General features: G+C 45.8%; 19 protein-coding genes. 17 read left to right on the top strand and 2 right to left on the bottom strand.

The window, feature by feature from the left end:
* Positions 1–254: 254 nt before the first annotated feature.
* Complete coding sequence (locus CLV59_RS16550; RefSeq protein WP_170137783.1) at positions 255–2,048, top strand: prenyltransferase/squalene oxidase repeat-containing protein; 1,794 nt, start codon at positions 255–257, stop codon at positions 2,046–2,048.
* Here CLV59_RS16550 and CLV59_RS16545 read toward each other — a convergent pair.
* Together CLV59_RS16545 and CLV59_RS16540 are read right to left on the bottom strand one after the other, a co-directional pair.
* Entirely contained in the window at positions 2,019–3,197 is a 1,179-nt protein-coding gene (locus tag CLV59_RS16545) for a nucleotidyltransferase family protein (RefSeq protein ID WP_170137782.1), read from the bottom strand. The genes CLV59_RS16550 and CLV59_RS16545 overlap by 30 nt on opposite strands.
* 11 nt (positions 3,198–3,208) lie before the next feature.
* The gene (locus CLV59_RS16540) at positions 3,209–3,415 is read right to left on the bottom strand and encodes a hypothetical protein (protein WP_111593167.1); all 207 of its coding nucleotides are present in this window, start codon (positions 3,413–3,415) and stop codon (positions 3,209–3,211) included.
* Between the two features lie 173 nt (positions 3,416–3,588).
* Between CLV59_RS16540 and CLV59_RS16535 the strand changes: the two genes are divergently transcribed.
* The 16 genes from CLV59_RS16535 (at position 3,589) to CLV59_RS16465 (ending at position 23,157) form a co-directional block, all read left to right on the top strand.
* On the top strand, positions 3,589–5,103 hold the full coding sequence (locus CLV59_RS16535) for a sulfatase family protein (RefSeq protein ID WP_111593166.1): 1,515 nt from the start codon (positions 3,589–3,591) through the stop codon (positions 5,101–5,103).
* Positions 5,104–5,124: 21 nt separating this feature from the next.
* A complete protein-coding gene (locus CLV59_RS16530) occupies positions 5,125–6,660 on the top strand; it encodes a sulfatase (protein WP_111593165.1) in 1,536 nt (511 codons plus the stop codon).
* A gap of 102 nt (positions 6,661–6,762) precedes the next feature.
* Entirely contained in the window at positions 6,763–8,268 is a 1,506-nt protein-coding gene (locus CLV59_RS16525; RefSeq protein WP_111593164.1) for a sialate O-acetylesterase, read from the top strand.
* A 209-nt stretch (positions 8,269–8,477) separates the two neighbouring features.
* Positions 8,478–9,884: a hypothetical protein gene (locus tag CLV59_RS16520; RefSeq protein ID WP_111593163.1), complete on the top strand. Its 1,407-nt coding sequence runs from the start codon at positions 8,478–8,480 to the stop codon at positions 9,882–9,884.
* Positions 9,884–10,720 carry a leucine-rich repeat domain-containing protein gene (locus CLV59_RS16515; RefSeq protein ID WP_111593162.1) on the top strand — a complete coding sequence of 279 codons (837 nt, stop codon included), beginning with the start codon at positions 9,884–9,886 and terminating at the stop codon, positions 10,718–10,720. Before CLV59_RS16520 ends, CLV59_RS16515 begins: the two co-directional genes overlap by 1 nt.
* A gap of 340 nt (positions 10,721–11,060) precedes the next feature.
* Positions 11,061–11,669: a DUF4255 domain-containing protein gene (locus tag CLV59_RS16510; RefSeq protein ID WP_111593161.1), complete on the top strand. Its 609-nt coding sequence runs from the start codon at positions 11,061–11,063 to the stop codon at positions 11,667–11,669.
* Positions 11,670–11,675: 6 nt separating this feature from the next.
* Complete coding sequence (locus tag CLV59_RS16505) at positions 11,676–12,863, top strand: hypothetical protein (RefSeq protein WP_111593160.1); 1,188 nt, start codon at positions 11,676–11,678, stop codon at positions 12,861–12,863.
* Between the two features lie 10 nt (positions 12,864–12,873).
* On the top strand, positions 12,874–14,316 hold the full coding sequence (locus CLV59_RS16500; RefSeq protein ID WP_111593159.1) for a phage tail sheath family protein: 1,443 nt from the start codon (positions 12,874–12,876) through the stop codon (positions 14,314–14,316).
* A gap of 49 nt (positions 14,317–14,365) precedes the next feature.
* Positions 14,366–14,800, top strand: a complete 435-nt coding sequence (locus CLV59_RS16495; RefSeq protein WP_111593158.1) for a phage tail protein — start codon at positions 14,366–14,368, stop codon at positions 14,798–14,800.
* A 2-nt stretch (positions 14,801–14,802) separates the two neighbouring features.
* Positions 14,803–15,270: a phage tail protein gene (locus tag CLV59_RS16490; RefSeq protein WP_111593157.1), complete on the top strand. Its 468-nt coding sequence runs from the start codon at positions 14,803–14,805 to the stop codon at positions 15,268–15,270.
* A 5-nt stretch (positions 15,271–15,275) separates the two neighbouring features.
* Positions 15,276–15,437, top strand: a complete 162-nt coding sequence (locus tag CLV59_RS28920) for a DUF5908 family protein (protein WP_170137781.1) — start codon at positions 15,276–15,278, stop codon at positions 15,435–15,437.
* Positions 15,437–16,123 (top strand): CIS tube protein, encoded by a 687-nt coding sequence (locus CLV59_RS16485; RefSeq protein ID WP_111593156.1) that lies wholly within the window; start codon positions 15,437–15,439, stop codon positions 16,121–16,123. Before CLV59_RS28920 ends, CLV59_RS16485 begins: the two co-directional genes overlap by 1 nt.
* A 19-nt stretch (positions 16,124–16,142) precedes the next feature.
* On the top strand, positions 16,143–17,780 hold the full coding sequence (vgrG, locus tag CLV59_RS16480; RefSeq protein ID WP_111593155.1) for a type VI secretion system tip protein VgrG: 1,638 nt from the start codon (positions 16,143–16,145) through the stop codon (positions 17,778–17,780).
* A 10-nt stretch (positions 17,781–17,790) separates the two neighbouring features.
* A complete protein-coding gene (locus CLV59_RS16475; RefSeq protein ID WP_111593154.1) occupies positions 17,791–18,090 on the top strand; it encodes a PAAR domain-containing protein in 300 nt (99 codons plus the stop codon).
* A 30-nt stretch (positions 18,091–18,120) separates the two neighbouring features.
* Entirely contained in the window at positions 18,121–18,537 is a 417-nt protein-coding gene (locus CLV59_RS16470) for a GPW/gp25 family protein (protein WP_111593153.1), read from the top strand.
* 54 nt (positions 18,538–18,591) lie between these two features.
* Positions 18,592–23,157 (top strand): hypothetical protein, encoded by a 4,566-nt coding sequence (locus CLV59_RS16465; RefSeq protein WP_111593152.1) that lies wholly within the window; start codon positions 18,592–18,594, stop codon positions 23,155–23,157.
* Positions 23,158–23,171: the final 14 nt, after the last annotated feature.

The following is a 23,171-nucleotide window of genomic DNA, read 5'->3' as shown; positions in this document are numbered from 1 at the left end:
TTACATCCAATACTCATTTCTTTGAATCCTTACCAGTTGCGCTGGTACCGGAGAAAGAAAAGGAACTACTGAAAAAGGCCGCTGCACTACTTCCCCCAATTATAAGACTCGCTTTGGAATGCAGACTTACTGACAATTCACAAGTAGACCTTCAAATTTGCATTCGCCGGGATGATGATCATCTTAAGGAGGTCAGTAATTGGTTAAAATTTCAGCTTCCAGAAAGTGAAACAAACAACAAATTGCTGCATTTTATGGATACATGGGCGGATAGTTCGTCCATATACCATAAAGACATCGCCGAAATCTTCCTGGAACTGGATGTCCTCCCCACAGGAGTTCAAAGTCCTTTGCTCTTTTTTGACTTATCGCCAGCACTTTCTGACTCACAAAAGAAAGAGCTGTGTGTGCGCCTGTTGCAAGAAATGTTAGGGGAAAAGGAAGCTATATTCAGCATCCTGGACACCATCCTCCATGCATGCCCCCAACCAGCATTCCTCGCATATGCTGGAATCATGTTCTCCCGGGATACTGAAGTGTTGCGACTCAATATAAAAAAGTTGCCACTGGATAAGGTATTGCCGTTCCTTCAACAAATTGGCTATTCCTGTTATGATCAGGAGCTGACCGAACTGCTCCCCATCGTATTTGGATTTTCTGACAGAGTGACGCTTTGCATAGATGTGAAAGATGAAATTTTACCCAAAATCAGTTTTGAATGCTTCTTAGATAATAATCCGGAAGGGGAAAGCTATTGGAAGCTGTTCATAGAAAAATTTAATACAGATAATCTGCTCGATGCTGCTAAAATAGATGCGGCGCTAACCTGGACTAAAGACATTTTTCCAAGTCAACAGAAAGATTGGCCCGAACATTTATGGATTGCCTCTTTATATAAATCAGAAAACGAATTCACTTTTCTGAGAAAATTTATTTCACACATTAAAGTCACCTATTGTCCAGGAAAAAGAACAGAGCTTAAAGCATATCTTGCCTATGAAAGCACATGGGCAAATAGAACACTACTTGCGAAAAATCCTGTTCTCAGTCCTCCGACAGAGGCCCTGCCAGTTTCATTGATTGCTGCTGCTATAAAAAAAGGAGTAGATTTTATTATTAACAATCAACAACAAGCCGGCTGGTGGAAAGACTTTCGTTTGTCGCCAGGAACAAGTGATGAATGGGTAACTGCTTACGTAGGTTGTCATCTGGCCCGACATGAACTCCCTGAAACATATCCTGCGCTTAAAAGCGCCTGGAATATGCTGAAAACAAGATATAGAACCAATGAAGGATGGGGATATAATGCGCTTACTCCTGCGGATGCAGACAGTACCATCTGGACCTGGATGTTCACCACAACAGGGCACTTTCAACAGGAATTTCCTACACCAGGCCAAGATCTCCTACATGCCTATCTAACCACAAACGGAGGTGTTACCACTTATAGCGAAAGCGGCCCCTTAGGCAGAAATCAGCCCCCGGAAACCTTTAATGGATGGAAAATACCACATTGTTGTGTTACAGCTGCATTTGCATTGGCTGGCATACAACCTGCGATCGACTATTTACTGAATCATCAGTATCCCGCTGGTTATTGGTATAGCTACTGGTGGGAAGGACCTGTATATGCTACGGCATTAGCAGTGGAAGCATTATGTAATAAGGATGCCCTCTACTATAAAACATATATTGATAATGCCGTGAACTGGGCCCTCAACAACATTAATGAGACATTGACGGAACCGTCGCCCAATCCCTTTAATATTGCACTGCTGTTGAAAATTCTGTTGTTCTCCAACCAGCCTGAAAAATATGCGATCCTTGCAAATGGTATGGTAAATCAATTACTGCAGTCCCAAACAGATTATGGTAACTGGATGCCTGCCGCAGAAATGAGATTCCCGAATACAGATGATATTCACCATGAATCAGGAGAAAATGTACAGGTAGTCACAGATCAGAAAATGAACTTCACCACAATTACAGTCCTGGATGCACTAAGGCTATATTTACTATCAGGTCTTCCGGAGTATAGACCGACCTAAATACCTTATGATTTTTTTGGGAATCAACACTGGAAGTAACCAGGCAGGCAAATTTGTGCCTGCCAATTCTTTGATCCCAGGATACATTATTTCCATACGGAATTGAACCCCCCTTTTTACTCTTCCCCATATGGAACGATTTGCATGAGCGAACCTGACCCTTTTCATAGCATATTGAATACCTACTGGGGTCCCAAAGTATCTGAAAAGATAATATGGAACATCAGGAACATCTCCTAAAGGCGTAAGACCAACAATATCTTTGAGCGCACTCATACCTGATCCCAAGAATGCGCTAAACTTGAACTGCTTAAATTGAGCAGTGATCTCTTTCCAGTCAAGCTCCTCGGCAGCAGTATGAACAATGGCCGCCAGATCTAAAAGATATTTAAACCTCATCAACGGCTCCCTGACAAGGTGATGAGAAGCTACGCATAAGAAATCATATGTGGGCGCCAACCCAGTCGTTACCCCATTTTTCTGTAATTCCCCAGGCTGCAAATGCTGAATGAAAAAATCGTAATTATGAAATTTACCATGATACCCCTCTACCAACCTCCATTGCAACTCCACTGAGAAAGAAATGCCTAACTGATCCTTTGGGGAAGTAAATGAAAGTTCCCTGAAATGACGGCGAATGTATCCCAAGTATTTATCTGAAAAATGAAATTTAGGCGTAAAACCATTTTCCATGAGGTATTTCCTCAAAGCTGGTAAATTATCCTGATGAATGAGAAAGTCGATATCTGAACTTGCCTTTAAAGAATCTTTTTTGTAATACCTGGCAGCCAAAACACTTCCTTTATAAGGAATGACGCTGATTCCTAATTTGCGAAATGATTGTAATAAGGATACGCTTAATTCAGTTTGGTAGCCACCAAGTAAAATGATTCCCATCACATCTTTCTTTAACGTATCATAAATCCCTGCATCAATGCTGATTTTATAATCCGTTACTGTATGATAAACAAACCCCTTGATATCATGCCTGGAAATTTCATGATAGAATAAACTCCAGTCAATATTTCCCTGCTCCAGGAAATGATTTACTTGTTCCTCATTCCCGGTCCCAAAATATAGACGCGCAAGTAGTATTATTAGGATTTGCTCATCCGTATAAAGTCTTTTTAACTGATCAGTATGTAACATAGTCGTAGGATTTAAACCACCCTGTCGAATGGAGAATACTTGATCCATCGCAGTTCCCAGTCGATCTGCAGGGCCTTCTTTAATTCGTCCAACGTAAAAGGCTTATCCTGATTTGTAGCATAATCAACCAAATCCTGTAGCCGTAATAAGACAATAGCAGGTTTGTTTTCGGAGTTCCGGAATAGTTGGATGGAGTCCAATGCGTTCTGAACGGACATTTCTTTGGGGTATTTATTTTACTTACATACGTAGTTGATATGGTTATGGTTCTTATTCAGCAATGAAATACTTTGATAATTTTTAGGGAGACACGTTCTACCGCTGATGGAATAGGTTATTAAATATCGGTCCGGCAACCTATTTTTAAGGATTACCTAAAGTGAACAATGAAATGAAAAAAATCACCGGCTTATTCCTGCTACTGGCAGGCTGCTACAGCCAACTGCTGGCCCAGCAGCAACCAAACATCCTGATCATTATATCAGATGACCACGCTTTTCAGACCATCAGTGCATATGGCAGCAAAATTACCCGCACACCAGGTATCGACCGTATCGCGGCAGAAGGAGTGAGGTTCGATAAAGCCTATGTGACCAATTCTATTTGCGGCCCCAGCCGGGCGGTGATCATCACCGGGAAATACAGCCACAAAAACGGCTTTAAGGATAATGAACATTCCGTATTCGATGGTAATCAAAATACCTTTGTTAAAGAATTGCAACATGCCGGATATCAAACTGCCTGGATCGGGAAATGGCACCTGGAAAGCAAACCGCAAGGATTCACCTACTATAGTATCCTCCCCGGACAAGGCCAGTACTTCAATCCGGAATTCATCAATATGGAGGGCAAAACAGAAAAACGAGAAGGCTACGTCACCAATATCATCGAGGATGAAGCGGAAAAGTGGCTCGACAAACGAGACACCTCCCAACCTTTCTGCCTGGTAATCGGCCATAAAGCAACCCACCGTACCTGGATGCCAGATACCACGGATATGGGCACACTGGAAAACCGCCATTTTCCTATCCCGGCTACTTTTTACGATACCTACGATGGAAGGAAAGCCGCACAGGTACAGGAAATGAGCATCGCAAAGGATATGCGGCTCAGCTATGACCTGAAACTGGCGATCAATGATAAACCGGAAGGCGCAGTAGCACGCATGAACCCTGCTCAAAGGGCAAAATATGATGCGGTATACAACCCCATTACGGCCGATTTTAAGGCGAAAAATCTCAGTGGTAAAGCATTAGCGGAATGGAAATATCAACGCTATATGCGCGATTACATCGCTACAGCAGCCTCCCTGGATCGTAACATCAACAGAACCCTCGCATACCTGGACGAACATCGTCTCACGAAAAATACAATCGTCATCTACCTTTCCGATCAAGGCTTCTACATGGGCGAACATGGTTGGTTTGATAAACGATTCATGTATGAAGAATCTTTCCGAACACCCATGGTAATGCGCTATCCGGGCGTTATCAAACCAGGTACAGTCTCCAATGCGATGGTCCTGAATATGGATATCGCGCCTACTTTGCTCGAGGCGACCGGGGTACAAATTCCGAAAGACATACAAGGCAAATCCATGCTGCCACTGTTTGGGAAGTCGGCTCAAAAAGGCAGGGATGTATTATATTACCACTATTATGAAAACGGTGAACACGCAGTGTCTCCGCATTTCGGTATCAGAACAACCAGATATAAACTGATTCGCTTTTATAAAAGAGTGGATGCATGGGAATTGTATGACCTGAAAAATGATCCGCAGGAAATACATAATCTATACGCAGATAAACGTTATCAGGGAACGGTACAGCAATTGAAACAACAACTGATGCAGGAAATAAAGCATTATGAAGATGAAGAAGCTGCCGCGATAGCCGTTCAAGAATAGCTAAACTTACTGAACAAAACAATGAGAAAAAAGATCATGAAAAAACTGTTTACTACATTGTTACTGAGCGGTTGTCTTGCTACTGGCTACGCTCAGCAACCGCCCAACATCATCGTTTTCCTGGTGGACGACATGGGCTGGATGGATAATTCTGTTCCCTTCAGCGGTACCATGCAACCGCTGAATCATCGCTTTCATACCCCCAATATGGAACGCCTGGCAGCAAAAGGGGTGCTGTTTTCCAACGCCTACGCCACACCTGTGTGTACTCCTTCCCGCGTAAGCCTGATGACAGGAATGAATGCTGCACACCACGGCGTCACCAACTGGACCTCTCCCAATCGTAATAACAACACCGATAATCCAGATTCCACTTTCGCACCGGCGCCGTGGAATATCAATGGCCTTACTACCCGTAAAGGCGACAGTGCGGCCGTATATGCGACTACGTATCCGGAACTGCTGAAAGCAGCAGGATACTATACGGTACACGTGGGAAAAGCCCACTGGGGACCAATGGGCACGCCCGGTTCCAATCCGGTGAATTTCGGGTTCCTGGTAAATATTTCAGGCCATTCCGCCGGCCATCCGCAAAGTTACCTGAGTGAGGAAGCGTATGGCAATCTCCCTGGAAAGAATACAGTACAGGCAGTTCCCGACCTGGAAGAATATTACCATACAGGTACCTTCCTAACGGAAGCGCTTACACGTGAAGCTATTAAAGCCATTGCCTATCCCATTTCCCGCAAACAACCTTTCTATCTCAACCTGGCGCACTATGCAGTCCATGTGCCGCTAATGGGCGATCCCCGCTTCCTCAAAAAATACCAGGATGCAGGTCTGGACCCACAGGAAGCGAAATATGCTTCCATGATTGAAGGAATGGATAAAAGTCTGGGCGATATCATGGACTACCTGGAAGAACAGCACATCGCTCAAAACACCATCATTATTTTTATGAGCGACAATGGCGGTCTCAGTTTGCATCCGCCTCGTGGCGGCGAAGCGCATACCCAGAATCTCCCGCTGAGAGCCGGAAAAGGCGCTGTGTACGAAGGCGGCATACGCGAACCAATGATTGTAAGCGGACCACTGGTAAATACGCCCGGTAGCGTGTGTAAGCAACCGGTGATTATTGAAGATTTCTTCCCAACCATCCTGGAAATGGCTGGTGTGAAATCATATCATACCGTTCAGCAAACAGATGGCAGGTCTTTCGTACCATTACTACGCCAGCCAGCCACTGTAGATGATCAACGCATATTAGTCTGGCATTATCCCGATAAATGGATTCCCGGCGATGGCCCTGGTATTAACTACAGAAGCGCCCTGCGTCAGGGAAAATGGAAACTGGTGTACAGTATGAGAGATGGAAGTAAAGAGCTATATGACCTCTCCACAGATATCGGAGAGCAACATAATCTGGCTGCTAAGAATCCTACAAAAGTGAAGGAGCTGGCGAAATTACTGAGCAATCAGTTGCGTCAATGGAATGCGCCGATGCCCATCCTCAAAGCTACCGGTACACCTGCACCGATGCCGGATGGACAACAATAACATCATTTTACCCATTACTGTTATAATTATCGCCAAAACGTAGGGCAGGGTAGGAATTCACAGGTTTATCGGTTATCTTTTCCAATCAGAATAGTCCACGATATGTTATTGAAAAGATTTGCCGGTATCTCCCTGATGCTGGTCCTGCCCGCCCTGCTGCCGGCCTATACTGCAATGGCAGTAGTAAAGCCCGCCAACCTGTTTACCAGTCATGCTGTACTCCAGCGAAATACCATATTGCCAGTATGGGGAACAGCGGCAGAAGGAAAGATGATCACAGTTAGCATTGCCGGCCAGCAAGCCAGTGCCAAAGTAACAAATGGCCAATGGATGGTTAAACTGAAACCCCTCCAGCCAGGAGGTCCATTTACCATGACTATCTCCGGCGACAGTACTATAACGTTAACGGATATACTAATCGGAGATGTATGGCTTTGTGGCGGACAATCCAATATGGATAAAGAAGTAGGTCCGCATCGTAATCAACCGAATGTAGACAACTACCTGGAGGAACTTGCCAATGCTAACCATCCGCAGATCAGGCTGTTCAAAGTGCCGGCAAAGGAAGGCGCCATCACTCCCCAAGAAGAAGTGAATACCCACTGGACCATCTGTGACAGTACCAATGTACGCAGCTTTACCGCAGCAGGATATTTCTTTGGCAGAGACCTGCAACCGGAAATCAAAGTGCCGGTAGGACTCATTCACAGCTGCTGGGGCGGAACGCCGGCAGAATTCTGGCTGGACAAAAAAGTGATGGCCACCTATCCCGAATTACAATCTCTGGTTACAGAATATGAAGCCGCTATGAAGGAATATCCGGAGAAAGCTGCAGTATTGCAGCAGGCGATACAATCTGCCGCCGCAGCAGGACAGCGCGATACCATTAGTATAAAAGCATTGAGTCAGCTGAACCTGATAAAACGTAATTGCGGTGGACTCTACAACGCTATGATTTATCCGCTTCGAAATTTTCCGATCACCGGTGTGATCTGGTATCAGGGAGAATCCAACAGCGACAGAGCAAAACAATATCAGACATTATTTCCTGCGCTGATTAAAAATTGGAGAGACACGTGGAAAATCAACCTGCCATTCCTTTTCGTACAGATCGCGCCATATAAAACCAAAGGGCCGGATCTGCGCGAAGCGCAACTGCTAACCTGGAAAAAAGTACCGAATACTTTTATGGCAGTGATCACCGATGGCGTGGATTCCACCTTTAACCTGCATCCCGGAAATAAACAATTGGTAGGGGCACGACTCGCCCTCGCCGCCAGAGCGATGGTCTATCAAGAGAAGATAGAATATTCAGGCCCGCTGTATCAAAGCGTTCGTTTCAAAGGAAACCAGGCCATACTTTCGTTTACACATACCGGTAGCGGTCTCATGGCAAAGAATGGGCCGTTAACAGGTTTCACTATCGCAGGAAAAGATGGCGTTTTTGTACCTGCTAAAGCGACCATAAAAGGAAATCAGCTGGAGGTAACAGCCGATGCTGTGAAAGCGCCGGCAGCCGTAAGGTTTGGCTGGAATGATATCCCTCACGATAATTTCTATAACCGGGAAGGCTTACCTGCATCTCCTTTCCGTACAGATGTAGAATAAGCTTATTTGTAACAATACAAAGTAACATGCGCTAGCTGTTGTTCCTGTCTGGCGGAAGAAGACAACATAAAAAAATACCGGAAAAGGGTTGACATCTGATGTCAACCCTTTTCTTTTATATAGCGATGACGCCTTTGCTTTGTATCCATTGAGTGAACAAAATAATCGTAACTTAGTAGTATTGTTTACGCCCCCAAACTACCCAAATTATGAGTAATTATTCATGCAGCAGGCATTGTGCGCCGAAAGCGGCTGGCCCTGCACCATTACCTGCTGCAGAACGACAACAGCAGGAAGAACGTACCTCCAATGCCACCGTGGCTGTCCCTGCATCCAGATTGCAACAACACTTACCGGAAGTACTCACTTCCCGCAATGTGAAATACAGACTTCCCGCCGCCACGAATTTGAAATCTGCCTTCACAGACAAGACATTAAATATTCCTGAGAACGTTATCAAAAGCAGAGTGACCGCACTGCTGGAAAGAATGGCGATAGAGAAGCGTTTGAAAAGCAAAGATCCCGTTCCTGTTATTGTTGGAAAAATATTTCCATCTCCCGGTGTGATGGATGAAACGGAATTCAACAATGCAGTAGATCCGAAAGACAGAAGTGAAGTGTATCAATCTATTGCAGAATCCCATACCCGCGTGAAAGATCCGGACAAGCCGAAGCTCCAGGCAGCAATTGCAGATACTATTACATTGGTGAAACAATGCGAAGCAGATAATGCCAATTTGAAAGATGTATTTGGCTCCATGGACGCGGTTGCTAAAAAGAATTATGGAGGTATTGCCACTGCATTAGGTAATCTTTCCAAAAATATGAATTCGAAAGTAACAGCAGATTATAACCTGGATAATGATGAAATAGGACTGGGAGGATTTGCATTGCATAATACGCAGCAGGTCCATTTATTACTGCGGGTAGCGCAGGTAAAAGACGTAGCAAAAACGAAAATAACCCTGATTCATGAAGGCGCGCATCTGGCAGATCCCAGCATTATAGATCAGGGGTATTATGGCTCCGATGGTTTCGAAGCAAAAGATGAGGCGATCAAAGTGGCCAATGCGGCACATTATGAAGAAATCCCTCGTCGCAAACTAGGCATCAGTAGTTTTCCTAAAACGTTTCAGCCAGGCGTATTAAGCAGCGGCGCAAAAGTGACTCGCGCCGATACGGTGAAAACCAGCGCTGGCGAATATATGCGTATGGCCTGGGATACAGCCGTAGATGTATTCCTGCTGCTCCGAGATGTACGGCAGCACTACCTGGCAGGAGACCGCAAGCCATTTAAAGATAATGAAGCTATGCTGAAAGATATCTCGAAGCAGGAAGATCTGACTATTCACGAACAGACGGCAGGCAATGAAATTGTAACGACACTGGATTTGACCGTAGCGGAAAGTATAGCGCATGGTTTTCATGCCATGTCAAAGGAGATCAGGAAGATCTCATTTCCTGCTGCTCCTGGTGTGCTGACAGATGATCAAATTCGTGATCAGATGGTGGCCCAGGCGACGACTAATTTGAACTTGCTTATGCGCAATCCTGCGAGGGATAAGACACTGAGCGACTGGATGGTGAAGAATTATAAAAACATACCTTCTATTTAATGGGACGCACTATCTTTTTTGGCGACCGTAATTTTGATATATTCGACACCGTTGTCCGGGTGGCAAATGTGGTGCCGTCAGATTATTCGCCGCTGGCGGAGATGAAGAATTTACGGGAGTTGTATATTATACAATCAGATCCCCATGGAAGTTTATATGCAGGCGCAGACACGGATCTATCGCCACTGGCAACGTTACAGTATCTGGAAGTGCTGGTATTACAAGAGCAACCTGTTGCAGATATCAGCGCCTTGCAGGGAATAGAAACGTTGAAAAGATTGGATTTACGGGAGACGCGTGTCCGCGATACGGCTGCGCTCTCAGATTTCACCAGTCTGGAGGAGCTGGTATTACGAAATACAGCAGTTACAGATATAAAACCCATAGCCGCCTTATCGAATTTGAAGAAACTGGATATCGCTTATACTGCTGTAACAGATCTCTCCGCCTTATCCAATTTGACACGACTGCAGTCATTGCTGGCAGAAGGAAGTCAGATATCCGATGTAACTCCGCTGTTAACCTTGCCGCGGTTAACCCATTTCACTTTCCATGAAACAAGGTTGAGTTCCTTATGCGTTATTAGTCAACTGAAATGTTTTCAAACGGCGGAAATATTGGATCTTAGCGGCACAGAAGTAGATCTGCTGTATGGTATTTCAGAGGCGGAAGCAGTGAAAGAAGTAAGATTGTATAATATGAAGGTGCTGAGTTTTTTACCATTACTGTCTTTATCTAAGTTAGGAGTACTGCGTATAAATACGCATCAAATACCGGTTTGGCAGGTAAATATACTGATGCAGCATTTCCCGGATTTAAGAATTTTTGAATACTAACTGTTAGGCACATACGAAAGTATTCCTTTGTAATTCTTTACTATATTACGTTGTATAACATCAATAAAAATTAACCCCAAAAGCGGAAAAAATATTTGTTTAAGTGCACTCTTTTTTCCTAAATTTGAAATTGAATTGTAGCCTCAAAGAAAAACGCCTCAAAAGTTAATGCTATCGTCTGGTGAGTAAAGTAAGGCTTTGTTTGTTGGAAATGTAAAACCCCAAATGTCACATTTCCTCTTTTATTATCGGCATTCAAATTAAGTGTTTGATTTACATGTCATTTCGTGCGCGTACATGCTGCATGTGGTGATAACGGTATCTTATTAATTCTATTTTCATGATACGTACTGCATTAGAGTTTCTCCGGAAGGAACTGGAGAACTACATAGTGGAGCGCGAACAGGACCCGTCATATAGTGCCGGTACTGTAGTGGAATTGAAGCCGCTCGCGCTGCCTAATGGTAATATCAACCTGGATGATAACATGCATATCACCATGATGTTGGTAGGAGTAGAGGAATTGCGAAGAGAGGGGAAGCGGCCTTATTTCATCCCGGCGGACAGTCAGTCTTTTTACCGGCTGCAACCTCCTGTGGAACTGGAGCTTACATTATTGTTTGTAGCAAACAACAAGCACTATGAAACCTCTCTCCGGGATCTGACAGATGTAGCCGCATTTTTCCAGGCTAATCCTGTATTTGATGAACAGCATTATCCGGGCCTGAATGAATTTGCAAAGGCGCCCGATACCAAACCCTGGCAGTTGATAGACCGTCTTAGTTTTCGTTTGCAAAGCCTCTCTTTCGAGCAGCAGAACAACCTCTGGGGCATGCTGGGAGCGAAATATCTTCCCAATATTGTCTATAAAATGACCCTGCTCAGCGTCTTCGAAACAAGAGGTGAAAAAAGCGCTAACATCACGGAAGTTAATTACAAAGAAAACTGATAGGTCATGGGTATCATAAAAACAAAATATAATCCACTGTTTGCTGTTTCCGTTCAGCAACTATTTTACGACAATAGTATCTGTCAGCGATATCAAACTACCCCCGAACCTGATTTTGATTTTGTTCCTACTACTGAAACGCTGCAGTTGCTGGATAAAATGGATCTGGTGTTCAAACCTTCGCCGACTTCGGGAGGTCTATGGGTGCTGGCCAGGGTGGGAGATAAGACAGGCGGTGGAAACTACCTGTTACGTTATCAGCCACCCAGAGCCGCCAAGCTGAGTTTTTTGATGCTGGCCCGCAATCCGGAGCTCTATAATTTCAATGATCTCCCACTACTATCCGGAGATGGCTCATTGTACTATTTCAGTAACAATGTGGGAGATACCACTGCGTTGCGCTCCAACCTGCATCTGAGTAAAGATGTAACTGGCGTAAAAGGAAGTAATGACAGAATGAAATATAACGGTGATGTCTATACGTTCGTGTATAGTTCTCCGGTAGCCCCGGGAAATGCATACGTAGTGCACCAGTTGACAGGTACTATTATACAGCCACGTGCGATCATCAATGATCTCACTTCTGCAAGGCTACTGTTTGATCTGTCAGCATTGCCATCCGGCATTTGCAAGTTGTTTGTCAATGCGGCGCAGACGGATATTTTTTATTATCTGCCGCTGCCGGCACAAGGAAATTTATTCGGTATCATCGAGATAGATTTGTCGCCCAACCTGGATGCAAACTATCGGGTAATAGAGACAGACAGATCACTCCAGGCGCCTGCGCCCATGTACACCATTCAGTTTACAAAACGTAAAACGACCTGGCGGTACAGACTGTCGCTTACCCAAAACAGTCCGCTCTACCGGGAAATGGCAGCCCTCAGCGCGCCGGCGAAGTCGGATTTTCTGAACCGGCTGAACATTGTCAGCAATGATACCGCCATCACTTTTACAAAAGGAAATGTAGCAGATCTGGCCATCGAATTTGTGTCCAACAGCCCCATTGCCTTGCAGGAAGTATATACCTCCAGTTCCAGCAGTACCCACGACAAACTGGGGCTACAGCTGAAAAAGTATATCGGCATTGCACAGGAAGCCACTGTAAAAGCAGATCTGCCTTATCCTTCACTGGAAACCGTTAATCAATTGCAACCCCCAAATATTTACTCAGATATATTTCTAACACTTTAACTATTTGAAAATGGCAACTTATCGTTCCCCAGGTGTTTATGTAGAAGAAATATCACAGCTCTCCGCTTCGATAGCAGAAGTGGAGTCCGCCGTGCCAGCCTTTGTTGGCTACACCCAAATAGCCAAACAGCAGGTAGATGATGACCTCCTGCACGTAGCTACTCCGATCAACAGTTGGAGCGATTTTCAGCAACTGTATGGTAATGCTGATGTAGAACATGCTGCAAATATCACCATTGCAGTCAATGAAATCAGACCAGCTGCGGTAACTACTGGTTACAAAGTAACCATTACACCCAACTATGCTGCTATGAGCCCCTACCTGCTCTACTATGCAGTACAACAGTACTTCGCCAACGGCGGCGGCAGATGCTATATCGTATCCGTAGGTAAATACGGCGCCAGTATTTCTGATACGGACCTCAAAGCAGGACTGGACCTCGTGGCCCTGGAAGATGAACCTACACTTCTCGTGGTACCCGAAGCGATCCGGCTCAATGCCGCCGCATATACCAACGTTGTGAATGCAATGATGCTGCAGGCTTCCTCTCTGAAAGACAGATTCGCCATTCTCGATACGCTCCAAACCACCTCTCCAAAAACAACTACCTCCATTGCCGCAGATGTTAAAACAGTAATGGATGCAACGCCTGCTGATGGAGAAACGCTGCGCTACGGAGCCGCCTATTATCCATTCCTGGAAAGCACCTACCCATTGGGTTTTGATTTTCCTAACCTGACACTCACCACTCATACAATTGGTGGCAACCCTGCTGGATCTGAAGATAAAACCGGGAAAAAAATGCAGGACCTGCAAAGCATTGCCTCCGCGATGTATAATGCAATTGTAAGGGAATATGGTAACTACCATATCATCCTGCCTCCGTCCGCAGCTGTAGCTGGCGCATATGCCCGTGTAGATGAAACCCGCGGCGTATGGAAAGCCCCCGCTAATGTTGGGTTGATGAATGTGGTAAAACCACTGGTATCCATCGCAAGACCAGAACAAGACCTCCTGAACATCAATACCGACAGCGGAAAATCTATTGATTGTATTCTCACGATCCCAGGCGCCGGTACTGTAGTGATGGGCGCTCGTACCCTCGATGGTAATAACAACGACTGGAAGTATGTGAATGTCCGTCGCTTCTGTAGCGTAGTGGAAGAATCTATTCAGAAATCCACCCGCTGGGTCATCTTCGAACCCAATACCTCCGCAACCTGGATCAAAGTGCAATCCATGATAGAAAATTACCTCTTCCTGAAATGGAGAGATGGCGCACTGGCAGGAGCAAAACCAGAACAGGCATATGTGGTAAATATCGGCCTTGGCACCACCATGACTGCAGACGATATCCTCGAAGGACGCATGATCGTTGAAATAGGCATGGCCGTTGCCCGCCCGGCAGAATTTATTATCCTGCGCTTCGAACAACAAACACAAACCTCCTGATAATAGCTTGCTGCTCTATTCTTTTGCTCATCATTAAATACTATATACAATGGCAAATTATCCATTACCGGTTTTCCATTTTACAGTTTCCTGGGGAGGCGATAACATCGGCTTCTCAGAAGTAAGCGGACTTTCACAGGAGCTACAGGCCATTGAATACCGCGATGGACTCATGAGCGGTACTACACTGCCCCTGAAAAGACCCGGACTGAAAAAAGCAGGTAATATCACGCTGAAAAGAGGCATCACACAATCTAACAGCGACCTGTACACCTGGCTGAACAACAGCGGTCAACCCAATGTGGAACGCCGCGACCTCGTGATATCCCTCCTCAATGATGAAGGTAACCCCGTATTCATCTGGACCATCTCACAAGCATGGCCTGTTAAACTGGAAGGACCCGGACTAAAAGCCTCCGGTAACGATATCGCTATCGAATCTGTAGACCTGGTTCATGAAGGGATTACCGTTAAAACCGCCTGATAATGCCTACCTATTATCCACCAGGAGGTTTTCACTTTAAAGTAGAATTCGTTGGCGTTGATGGAGCAGACTCCGATACAGAACAACGATTCCAGGAGGTAAGCGGTCTAAACTTCGAAATCGAAACGGAAGAACTAAAAGAAGGTGGCGAAAACCGCTTCTCCTACAAACTTCCCAAAAGAGCGAAGTATCCCAACCTCGTACTCAAACGTGGACTACTCCAGGGTACTGCACTGCTGGATTGGTGCAAGTCGGCCATGAATACCTGGTTTACCGTTATCATATACGACTTCAAACCAGCAGATATCATTGTAACATTACTGGATGAAGCAGATAAACCTGCCGCCGTCTGGAATGTAGTACAGGCATATCCGGTTTCCTGGAAAACATCCGATTTCAGAGCGCAAGACAATAGCATCGTTATTGAAACCCTGGAATTGGCTTACCAGTATTTCGAAAGAAAAATATAATCGTTATGCCAGTACAAATCAATGAAGTCGTCATCCGAACGGTTATCGATACGCCTGCCGGCAGCGGAGGCTCAGATGCAACTGTGAATACCCCGCCGCCAACAGGACCTGAATCAGAACTGGTAGAAAAAGTCCTGGAAATCATCCGGGAAAAAAATGAAAGATAATGGATGCAATCAGCGCGCTTAAACTGCCATTCAATCTGAAAATCATTCCTGTCAATGATTCGCTGATCCCCATCGGACCGCCATTTCTGGCGATGTTCAATCCGGATACGCTAGTCATTAAGGAAGACCTCTCATGGGTCACTTCCATCGCGCCAGGCAATGCAACTTCAGATCAGAAATACCAGCATACAAAACCAAGAACCTTCTCGCTGGAATTGACAATCGATGGGACAGGAGTCAATACCAACGGAGTGAAGATACCCGTGACAGCACAGGTACTATTATTTCGTGCAGCCACCACCGTTATACGGGGGATGCTTCATAAACCTGCATCCCTGTTGGTGCAGTACGGCCTGTTCATCTGTAATTGTGTAATGACCACCAGTACGGTTTCCTACACGATGTTCGACCTGACAGGGCTACCCATCCGCGCAAAAATCAGTGCTTCCTTCACGGAACGCACGCCGCAGTCAATGGGTAGTATCATGAGCATGCTCTCCTCTCCAGACCTGACACATCAAAAAATGATACAGGACGGAGATCTGCTGCCACTACTTACTTATCAGATCTACAATAATCAAAATTACTATCTGCAAGTGGCGAAGATCAATCGACTGAAGAACTTCAGAAAATTGCGGGCCGGCTCTACGCTGGTATTCCCACCTGTCAGTAACAAAAAAACATAACCCGGAAATTCTTACAATCATGTTGGATAGTCTTCCTCCCGGTACGCAGCAAGATACCAATGTGGTATCCGTTAAGCTACAAGTCAATGGCTCGGACATGAGCAATGAAATATTGCTATCCCAAATCATTGTCAATAAATCCTTCAATAAGATCGCTTCTGCCAAAATTACTTTGGTAGATGGATCCGTATCCGACCGCGATTTCCCACTGAGCGATGATGATCAGTTTAAACCCGGTAATACTATCACTGTTCAACTGGGATACCAGGGAGATACTGCCACTCTGTTCGAAGGAATTATTGTGAAACATGCTATCAAAGCTTTGCGACACGGCGCCTCCGTATTAATACTGGAAGCAAAAGATAAGGCAATACAGCTGGCCATGGCAAGGAATAGTCGCTACTTTATCAATAAAACAGATAAAGATGCGATCGAAGAACTCGCTCCCAATCTGCAACCAGACGTGGATACTACGCAGTTTTCCCATAAACAACTGGTGCAGTTTGATGCTACCGACTGGGACTTTATCCTCACCCGTGCGGAAGCCAACGGCATGATGGTATTCACAGATGATGGCGTGCTGAAAGTGAAAAAACCGGATACCACTGCAGCTCCTGTTGCTACCGCTACTTACGGTGAGAATATCTATGAGTTTGAAGGAGAAATGGATGCGCGCAGACAATGGCAATCCGTGACAAGCCAGTCCTGGGACTATACAAAACAACAGAATGAAGTCTCCAATAATGGATCGGCCAATTTCACCGAGCCAGGCAACATTTCATCAGACGAACTGGGCGCCGTGCTGGCAGCAGATCTGACCCTGCGCCATACCGGTCATCTCACCCAACAGCAACTGGATAACTGGTCTGATGCATATGCCCTCCGCAATCATATTTCCAAAATCACCGGGCGAGTAAGAATGGAAGGCAACGCGGATATCAAGCCGGGCACGCTCGTTACCTTGAAAGGACTCGGCGACCGGTTCAATGGAAATGTTTTTGTCACCGGTGTATTACATCAGTTTGATGGTAACTGGCATACCGATGTACAGTTCGGCTGGAGGGAAGAATGGTTCTTCAAAAAGGAAGATGTAATGGACTACCCCGCAGCAGGACTATTACCTGGCGTAAATGGCCTGCAAATAGGCGTGGTACTGGACACGGAAGATACAGATGAAGGTGGTCAATACAGGGTAAAGGTACATGTACCACTTATTACCAGCGGCAACGAAGGCATTATGGCCAGAGTAGCAACGCTGGATGCAGGGGCCAACAGAGGCGCTTATTTTCGCCCGCAGCCAAAGGATGAAGTCATATTAGGCTTTCTGAACGATGATCCGAGGGAGGCTGTCATATTAGGCTATCTGCATAGTAAAGACAATCATACCTCTCCGCTGCCAGAACAGGAAGGTACAGATCAATACGGCTTTGTTACCAAAGAAGGTGTCAAAGTGATCTTTGATGATACGAACAAAAGATTAACGCTGTCTGTAAAGGGCGCGTCCGGCGTGAAATCCATGGTGCTCAACGATGATGGCAGCGCTATTGCTATTACAGATGATCACCAGAATAAAATCACTATGGATAGCAGCGGTATCACTATCTCTGCCGGCTCAGGAAATGTGGTGATCAAAGGTGGTAAAGTACTTATCAATTAAAAATAGCATTATGCCCGCAGCCGCAAGAGTAGGAGATAATCATACCTGTCCTCTCACAAATCCGCCCCCAACGGCCACGCCGCATACAGGAGGCCCCATTACAGGACCAGGCGTTCCAAACGTACTGATTGAAGGGAAACCTGCAGCAACAGTAGGAAATCCCTGCACCTGTGCTGGTCCGCCAGATAGTATCATGAAAGGATCTTCCTCTGTAATGATTGGAGGAAAACCCGCAGCCAGAGTTGGCGACCAAACTGCTCATGGTGGTAGCATCGCTGTAGGAGCCGCCACCGTTCAGATCGGCGGATGAAAATAGGATTTAACCCCAGAAAATTTTCACATGAATAACATTGATAAATCTTTCCTCGGCACAGGCTGGAATTTCCCGCCAACATTCAGAAGAGAATGGTATGGTGTGGAAATGGCCTCCGGCGACGACGCTGTACGCAACAGCCTCGAAATCATTGTAGCTACCATCACCGGCGAAAGAATCATGCTGCCCAATTATGGCTGCAACCTGCAACCACATGTGTTCGATCCGATGAACGTTCCAACAGTGGCGATGATTCAGAAAGTAGTCAACGATGCGCTGGTATATAATGAACCAAGAATTATCGTCAACAGCGTTGTGGCTACTCCTAATGAAGCGGAAGGCAGACTGGATATTAACGTAGACTATACCATCATCACTACCAATACACGGTATAACTATGTATTTCCATTCTATATGCAGGAGGCAACCAATGTGGCCCATTAACCCCAGGCATGCTACGGCATGCCCTAATTGCTGAAGCAGAAAAATTTATTCCAGATGAGTAATTGTCATTGTCATACTGATATTGCCCGCGATGGCTCCGGCCAACTCACCAGATACCTGACTGCACTAGATCCGGCATATGCTGAGGTGGATGGTCGCAGTATTCAGGATCTGCTGATTTTCGCCCAGAAATATGCAGCGCAACTCCGCTTTTATGATATCCCCGGAAACGAATTGAAAGAAAATACCCCTGGTACTAAAATATCCTGGGTGGAATTCTTTCGCAGAGATGTGGCGGTGCTGGCAGCGGCGGTAACCACCGCTACTCCGGATGCCTATCGCTCACAATACGACAGCCTGAGAACAGCATTGGATCAGACCCCGGATACAAATGGCTTTGAAGCGCTGTTCAAACCAATCATCCAGATCATGGTATTGCTGGATGGCTGGTATAGTGTGGCTATTCCTGGAAACCCCATCCAGGAAGACCTGCTGCTGTCTATTCAGTCCGTACTCGCCGGACAAGTACAGAAAATGAAAGCCTATGCCGAAGGCTATCGTATTGTAGATGTAAAGAGAAATATTACCCTTGACTTCACAGATATCGTGAATGATGATATCTGGAAAGTGAATGATGATGTTGATCCGGATAATACCATATTCCAGGGAGATACGCCTGAAGACCAGATTAAAAATGCTGCTTTATATATAGACGACATCTTTATTGCCTTCTATAATTCCCTGGTGCAACTATCCAATAACGGTGATGGCTATCTGCAGTTTGCACTCAAAGCATATCCTGGTCACCAGCCACACATGGGACTTTTCCTGTCTTTCCTGCAGCTCTTTCAACTGGTGCAGACACAGATGAATGATATCACCGGCAGAATGCTGGACTTCTACTATAGAGATGTGTTGCATCTAACAGAGAAACCATCGGTACCTGATAAGGCACATATTATCTTTGAACTGGCCAAAGATGTAAAGGAATATTCCCTGGATCAGGGTACTGCTCTCAGCGCCGGAAAAGACGCCGCTGGCAAAGAACAAACCTATATTACTGAAAATCCCCTGGTGATCAACCAGGCCAAAGTAAAAGAACTAAAAACCATCTTTATCAATAAAACGCCCGCCGATGGCATGGAAGGGGCCAAAACTATCCAAACCATCTACGCCCGTCCTGTCGCCAATTCCCAGGATGGAATGGGCGCTAAGTTTATTGATAAATACCCGCACTGGCCCACTTTCGGGCAAGGACCGGCGTCAGACCAGACCTTTACGGATCGCATTTGCCGACTCCTGGAACATCCCGTTCCTGAAACAATTAGAACAGATAAAGCCAGCATCGGCTTTGCAGTAGCTTCTCCACAGTTATTATTGCAGGGCGGACGCAGATGGCTGATGGTCGCCTTTGATGGATTGGCGCAGCTGATGCAGCAAGCATCAAAGATCACTGACGGGACTGCCCCATTATCCATATATTTTACAGGAGAAAAAGAATGGCTCCAGGTAAATATACAGGCAGATCTTTCTGCCGTCTATAAGCAACTGAATGCTACCGGTATTTTTGGACAGAATACGCCTCAGACACCGGTGTATTCAATGATTACCGTATCCGGTACTGCTTACCTGCTGATATACCTCCCCATTTCAGCCCCTTCTGTCATTGGATTTGATCCTAAACTGCATACGGGTTATGCTTTCAATACCTCCCTGCCTGTAATGCGTATTATGCTGAATCCGCAACTGGGCTTGTCTGCACAAGATTACAGGAACCTACAGGCATCCAGTTTTTCTATCCAGGTAACAGTGGGTTCTATGTATAAAAGTAAACCCACATCGACAGGACTGACTTCCGCTGCTACCGTTGCTACCGGCCCTTTCCTGGATGGCCTCCGTACCCTGGTGATTCAAAACGATCTGGGTATTCAACCTACCAATAAACCATTTGATCCCTTTACATTCCTGCCTGCCAGAGGTAAAGCCTTTTACATCGGGAGTGATGAAGTTTTCAATAAATCCCTGAATCGCCTGGGGGTGAATATTATGCGCACCGCCGAAATTGACGGTGTAAACAACAACGTGGCCTATGCAGTAGATTTGCTGCAAGACAGGCAGTGGACAAGGCTGGGAGATATGTACAGTGGAAATAACTACAGTAGCTTTACCAGCTCCAATCTCTGCATGGATATCCTCTATGCATTTAATGGTACCGCTACTCCTGCACATCTGACCTACCTGAGAGATCCGGTGCTACCTGTTACCAACTGGACGCCACAAACAGTAAAAGGTTTCCTGAGATTATCCAATCTGTATAATACAACCACAGGAGGCGAATTTCCTCCGCCACCGCCCAGTCTACAAGAACAGGCACAAACACTGGAGATCAATCAGCTTTCCGTTAGTTATGTCAGTGAACTCAATGGCCTGGTCGATGGGGTCGATCAGTTCTTTCATGTGTATCCTTTCGGCGTGGCGGAAATATCCCTTACGGAAAATGCTAAAAGTACAACCGGAATGGTGAGTCTGCGTTCCAATCTGGTCGCGGGTTTGAACTATCTGTATGATAACAGGAAGCATTCAGCCGCCATTGATGCCAATGGTACGCTGCTGCCGCAGTTTACTTTCGTGGACCCTTACAGCCGTATGCTGACCGTCAACAATACCAGTACTGTCACTAATAACGATGGCGGCTATACGATTAATCCGAAAGCAATTGGTTCGCGGAATGACCGCACCATGGCGGAGTTGCTGTTGCATGCCAGCGGACTGGATACTGGCAGCAGATTGAATCAATATTCCGGACAGTACCAGGAAGAAGGAATGCTTTTCATCGGTCTGGAAAATCTTCAACCGCTACAATCATTGTCGCTGCTATTTGAATTTGCAGACGGCACAGCGGAAGATGATGAAGACGATCCTCCGCCCATTCACTGGTCTTACCTCATTAATAATGAGTGGAGACCTTTGCCAGGAGAGGCGCTGATAAGTGATGGTACTTTCGGATTTCAGACTACCGGCATTATTCAGATAGATATTCCGGAAGATATCACTACGAAAAGTACCATGATCACTACCGGACTGAGTTGGCTTTGCGCCAGCGTAACGGCAGATGCTAACAGGTTCCCACACCTGATCGATGTGATTGCGCAGGCTGCCGAAGTTAGTTTTGTCGATAATAACAATGACCAGCGCCATTTTGATGAAGCGCTTTCTGCGGGTACTATTTCCAAATTATCAGTGAAGGTTGCGGAAGTGAGCAAAGTACAACAACCCTTTGCATCATTTGATGGTAAACACAAGGAAGTAGGGAAGGAGTTTTATACCCGCGTTAGCGAACGTCTGCGTCATAAGGCCAGAGCCATTACCAGCTGGGATTATGAACACCTGGTATTAGACAGATATCCCACTATTTACAAAGTGAAATGTATTCCGCATACGGCCCCTGATTGTATTTGCTGGACCGCCCCTTCACAAACAGACGCTAATGGACAGCCGCTTTGTTGTGGTCAGCAGATAGCTCCCGGACATGTGCTGGTAGTACCACTGGCGAATATGAAGAACAGAACCGCTATTAATCCCCTGCAACCTAAAACCAGTAGGCGTACCTTATTAGAAATAGAAGCCTATCTCCAACAGCGGACTTCTCCCTTTGTGAATGTGCGTGCCAGGAATCCTGTCTATGAACAGATCCTGGTGGCTTTTAAAGTACAGTTTATAACGGGAACGGATAAAGGATATTATTTGAAAAAACTCAATGATGAAATAGTCCGCTTCCTGACGCCATGGGCATTTGATGATAATGCGGCGCCAGTGTTCGGTCAGAAAGTATATGCGTCTGCCATTATCAATTTCATTGAGGAAAGGCCCTATGTGGATTTTATCACCGACTTCGCCATGTTTGTTTGCAGAAAAGATTGTTGTGCAGACACGACCCCGGCTGTGCCGCAAGGAACCACTGATCTGCTGACGGACCTGATAAATGCTACCAATTGCGATGAGGTGGAAGCGGCTACGTTACGTCAACCGGATTATCCAGGTGTGGTAGTGGCCATTCCCTCTACGCCACGATCTATATTGGTATCTGTACCGAAGCATATTATTGTGCCATATCAGGCGCCGCCACAAGTAGATCCATGTACGCAACGTAAAATGAATGCTGTACAGGCACAACAAGCTGTTATGACCAATGTAGCTAATATGGATACTCCCAGAACGGCTACAGTAGCGAATGTAACCTCTTCAGCGCCTACGAATATGGCCTCCAGTCAAGGGAATGTCAGTATGGCCAATACCACAACGTATCTGAGTAGTGCTGCCAATACAGCCACTCCTGTTGCTGGCATTACAAATACGACCACCCCTGTGAGCGCTGCTGATACTTCTCATCCTGTGGTTCCTGCCAATGCGGTCAATCCCGTGAGCGAGACGGCTGCCGGTAGTCTCTCCGAAGGACCAAAAACTGTAAAAACGGCCAGTGTAGGTGAGATCAGTCGTGCCGCCAATAAGACGAATACGCCAGATAATAATACAGGTACGGCAGATGCCAGCGCTGACACCGTTAAACCGGCTACTGGTAAAACAAGTACCAAAGGACGTTCAAAACCAAAGTCCAAATAACCAGGTTAAATTTT

The organism is Chitinophaga dinghuensis (assembly GCF_003259435.1).
Classification (GTDB): domain Bacteria; phylum Bacteroidota; class Bacteroidia; order Chitinophagales; family Chitinophagaceae; genus Chitinophaga; species Chitinophaga dinghuensis.
The sequence above is the reverse complement of the archived record's forward strand: the minus strand, read 5'-3'. Positions and strand labels throughout refer to the sequence as shown.

What these genes read in the sequence shown, in the direction of transcription:
- CLV59_RS16500 (WP_111593159.1), top strand. Translation starts at nt 12,874, where the DNA reads ATGGCAACTTATCGTTCCCCAGGTGTTTATGTAGAAGAAATATCACAG.
- CLV59_RS16545 (WP_170137782.1), bottom strand. Translation starts at nt 3,197, where the DNA reads ATGTTACATACTGATCAGTTAAAAAGACTTTATACGGATGAGCAAATC.
- CLV59_RS16535 (WP_111593166.1), top strand. Translation starts at nt 3,589, where the DNA reads ATGAAAAAAATCACCGGCTTATTCCTGCTACTGGCAGGCTGCTACAGC.
- CLV59_RS16495 (WP_111593158.1), top strand. Translation starts at nt 14,366, where the DNA reads ATGGCAAATTATCCATTACCGGTTTTCCATTTTACAGTTTCCTGGGGA.
- CLV59_RS16475 (WP_111593154.1), top strand. Translation starts at nt 17,791, where the DNA reads ATGCCCGCAGCCGCAAGAGTAGGAGATAATCATACCTGTCCTCTCACA.
- CLV59_RS16515 (WP_111593162.1), top strand. Translation starts at nt 9,884, where the DNA reads ATGGGACGCACTATCTTTTTTGGCGACCGTAATTTTGATATATTCGAC.
- CLV59_RS16530 (WP_111593165.1), top strand. Translation starts at nt 5,125, where the DNA reads ATGAGAAAAAAGATCATGAAAAAACTGTTTACTACATTGTTACTGAGC.
- CLV59_RS16465 (WP_111593152.1), top strand. Translation starts at nt 18,592, where the DNA reads ATGAGTAATTGTCATTGTCATACTGATATTGCCCGCGATGGCTCCGGC.
- CLV59_RS16490 (WP_111593157.1), top strand. Translation starts at nt 14,803, where the DNA reads ATGCCTACCTATTATCCACCAGGAGGTTTTCACTTTAAAGTAGAATTC.
- CLV59_RS16540 (WP_111593167.1), bottom strand. Translation starts at nt 3,415, where the DNA reads ATGTCCGTTCAGAACGCATTGGACTCCATCCAACTATTCCGGAACTCC.
- CLV59_RS16505 (WP_111593160.1), top strand. Translation starts at nt 11,676, where the DNA reads ATGGGTATCATAAAAACAAAATATAATCCACTGTTTGCTGTTTCCGTT.
- CLV59_RS16550 (WP_170137783.1), top strand. Translation starts at nt 255, where the DNA reads ATGGATACATGGGCGGATAGTTCGTCCATATACCATAAAGACATCGCC.
- CLV59_RS16485 (WP_111593156.1), top strand. Translation starts at nt 15,437, where the DNA reads ATGGATGCAATCAGCGCGCTTAAACTGCCATTCAATCTGAAAATCATT.
- CLV59_RS16510 (WP_111593161.1), top strand. Translation starts at nt 11,061, where the DNA reads ATGATACGTACTGCATTAGAGTTTCTCCGGAAGGAACTGGAGAACTAC.
- CLV59_RS16525 (WP_111593164.1), top strand. Translation starts at nt 6,763, where the DNA reads ATGTTATTGAAAAGATTTGCCGGTATCTCCCTGATGCTGGTCCTGCCC.
- CLV59_RS16520 (WP_111593163.1), top strand. Translation starts at nt 8,478, where the DNA reads ATGAGTAATTATTCATGCAGCAGGCATTGTGCGCCGAAAGCGGCTGGC.
- CLV59_RS28920 (WP_170137781.1), top strand. Translation starts at nt 15,276, where the DNA reads ATGCCAGTACAAATCAATGAAGTCGTCATCCGAACGGTTATCGATACG.
- vgrG (WP_111593155.1), top strand. Translation starts at nt 16,143, where the DNA reads ATGTTGGATAGTCTTCCTCCCGGTACGCAGCAAGATACCAATGTGGTA.
- CLV59_RS16470 (WP_111593153.1), top strand. Translation starts at nt 18,121, where the DNA reads ATGAATAACATTGATAAATCTTTCCTCGGCACAGGCTGGAATTTCCCG.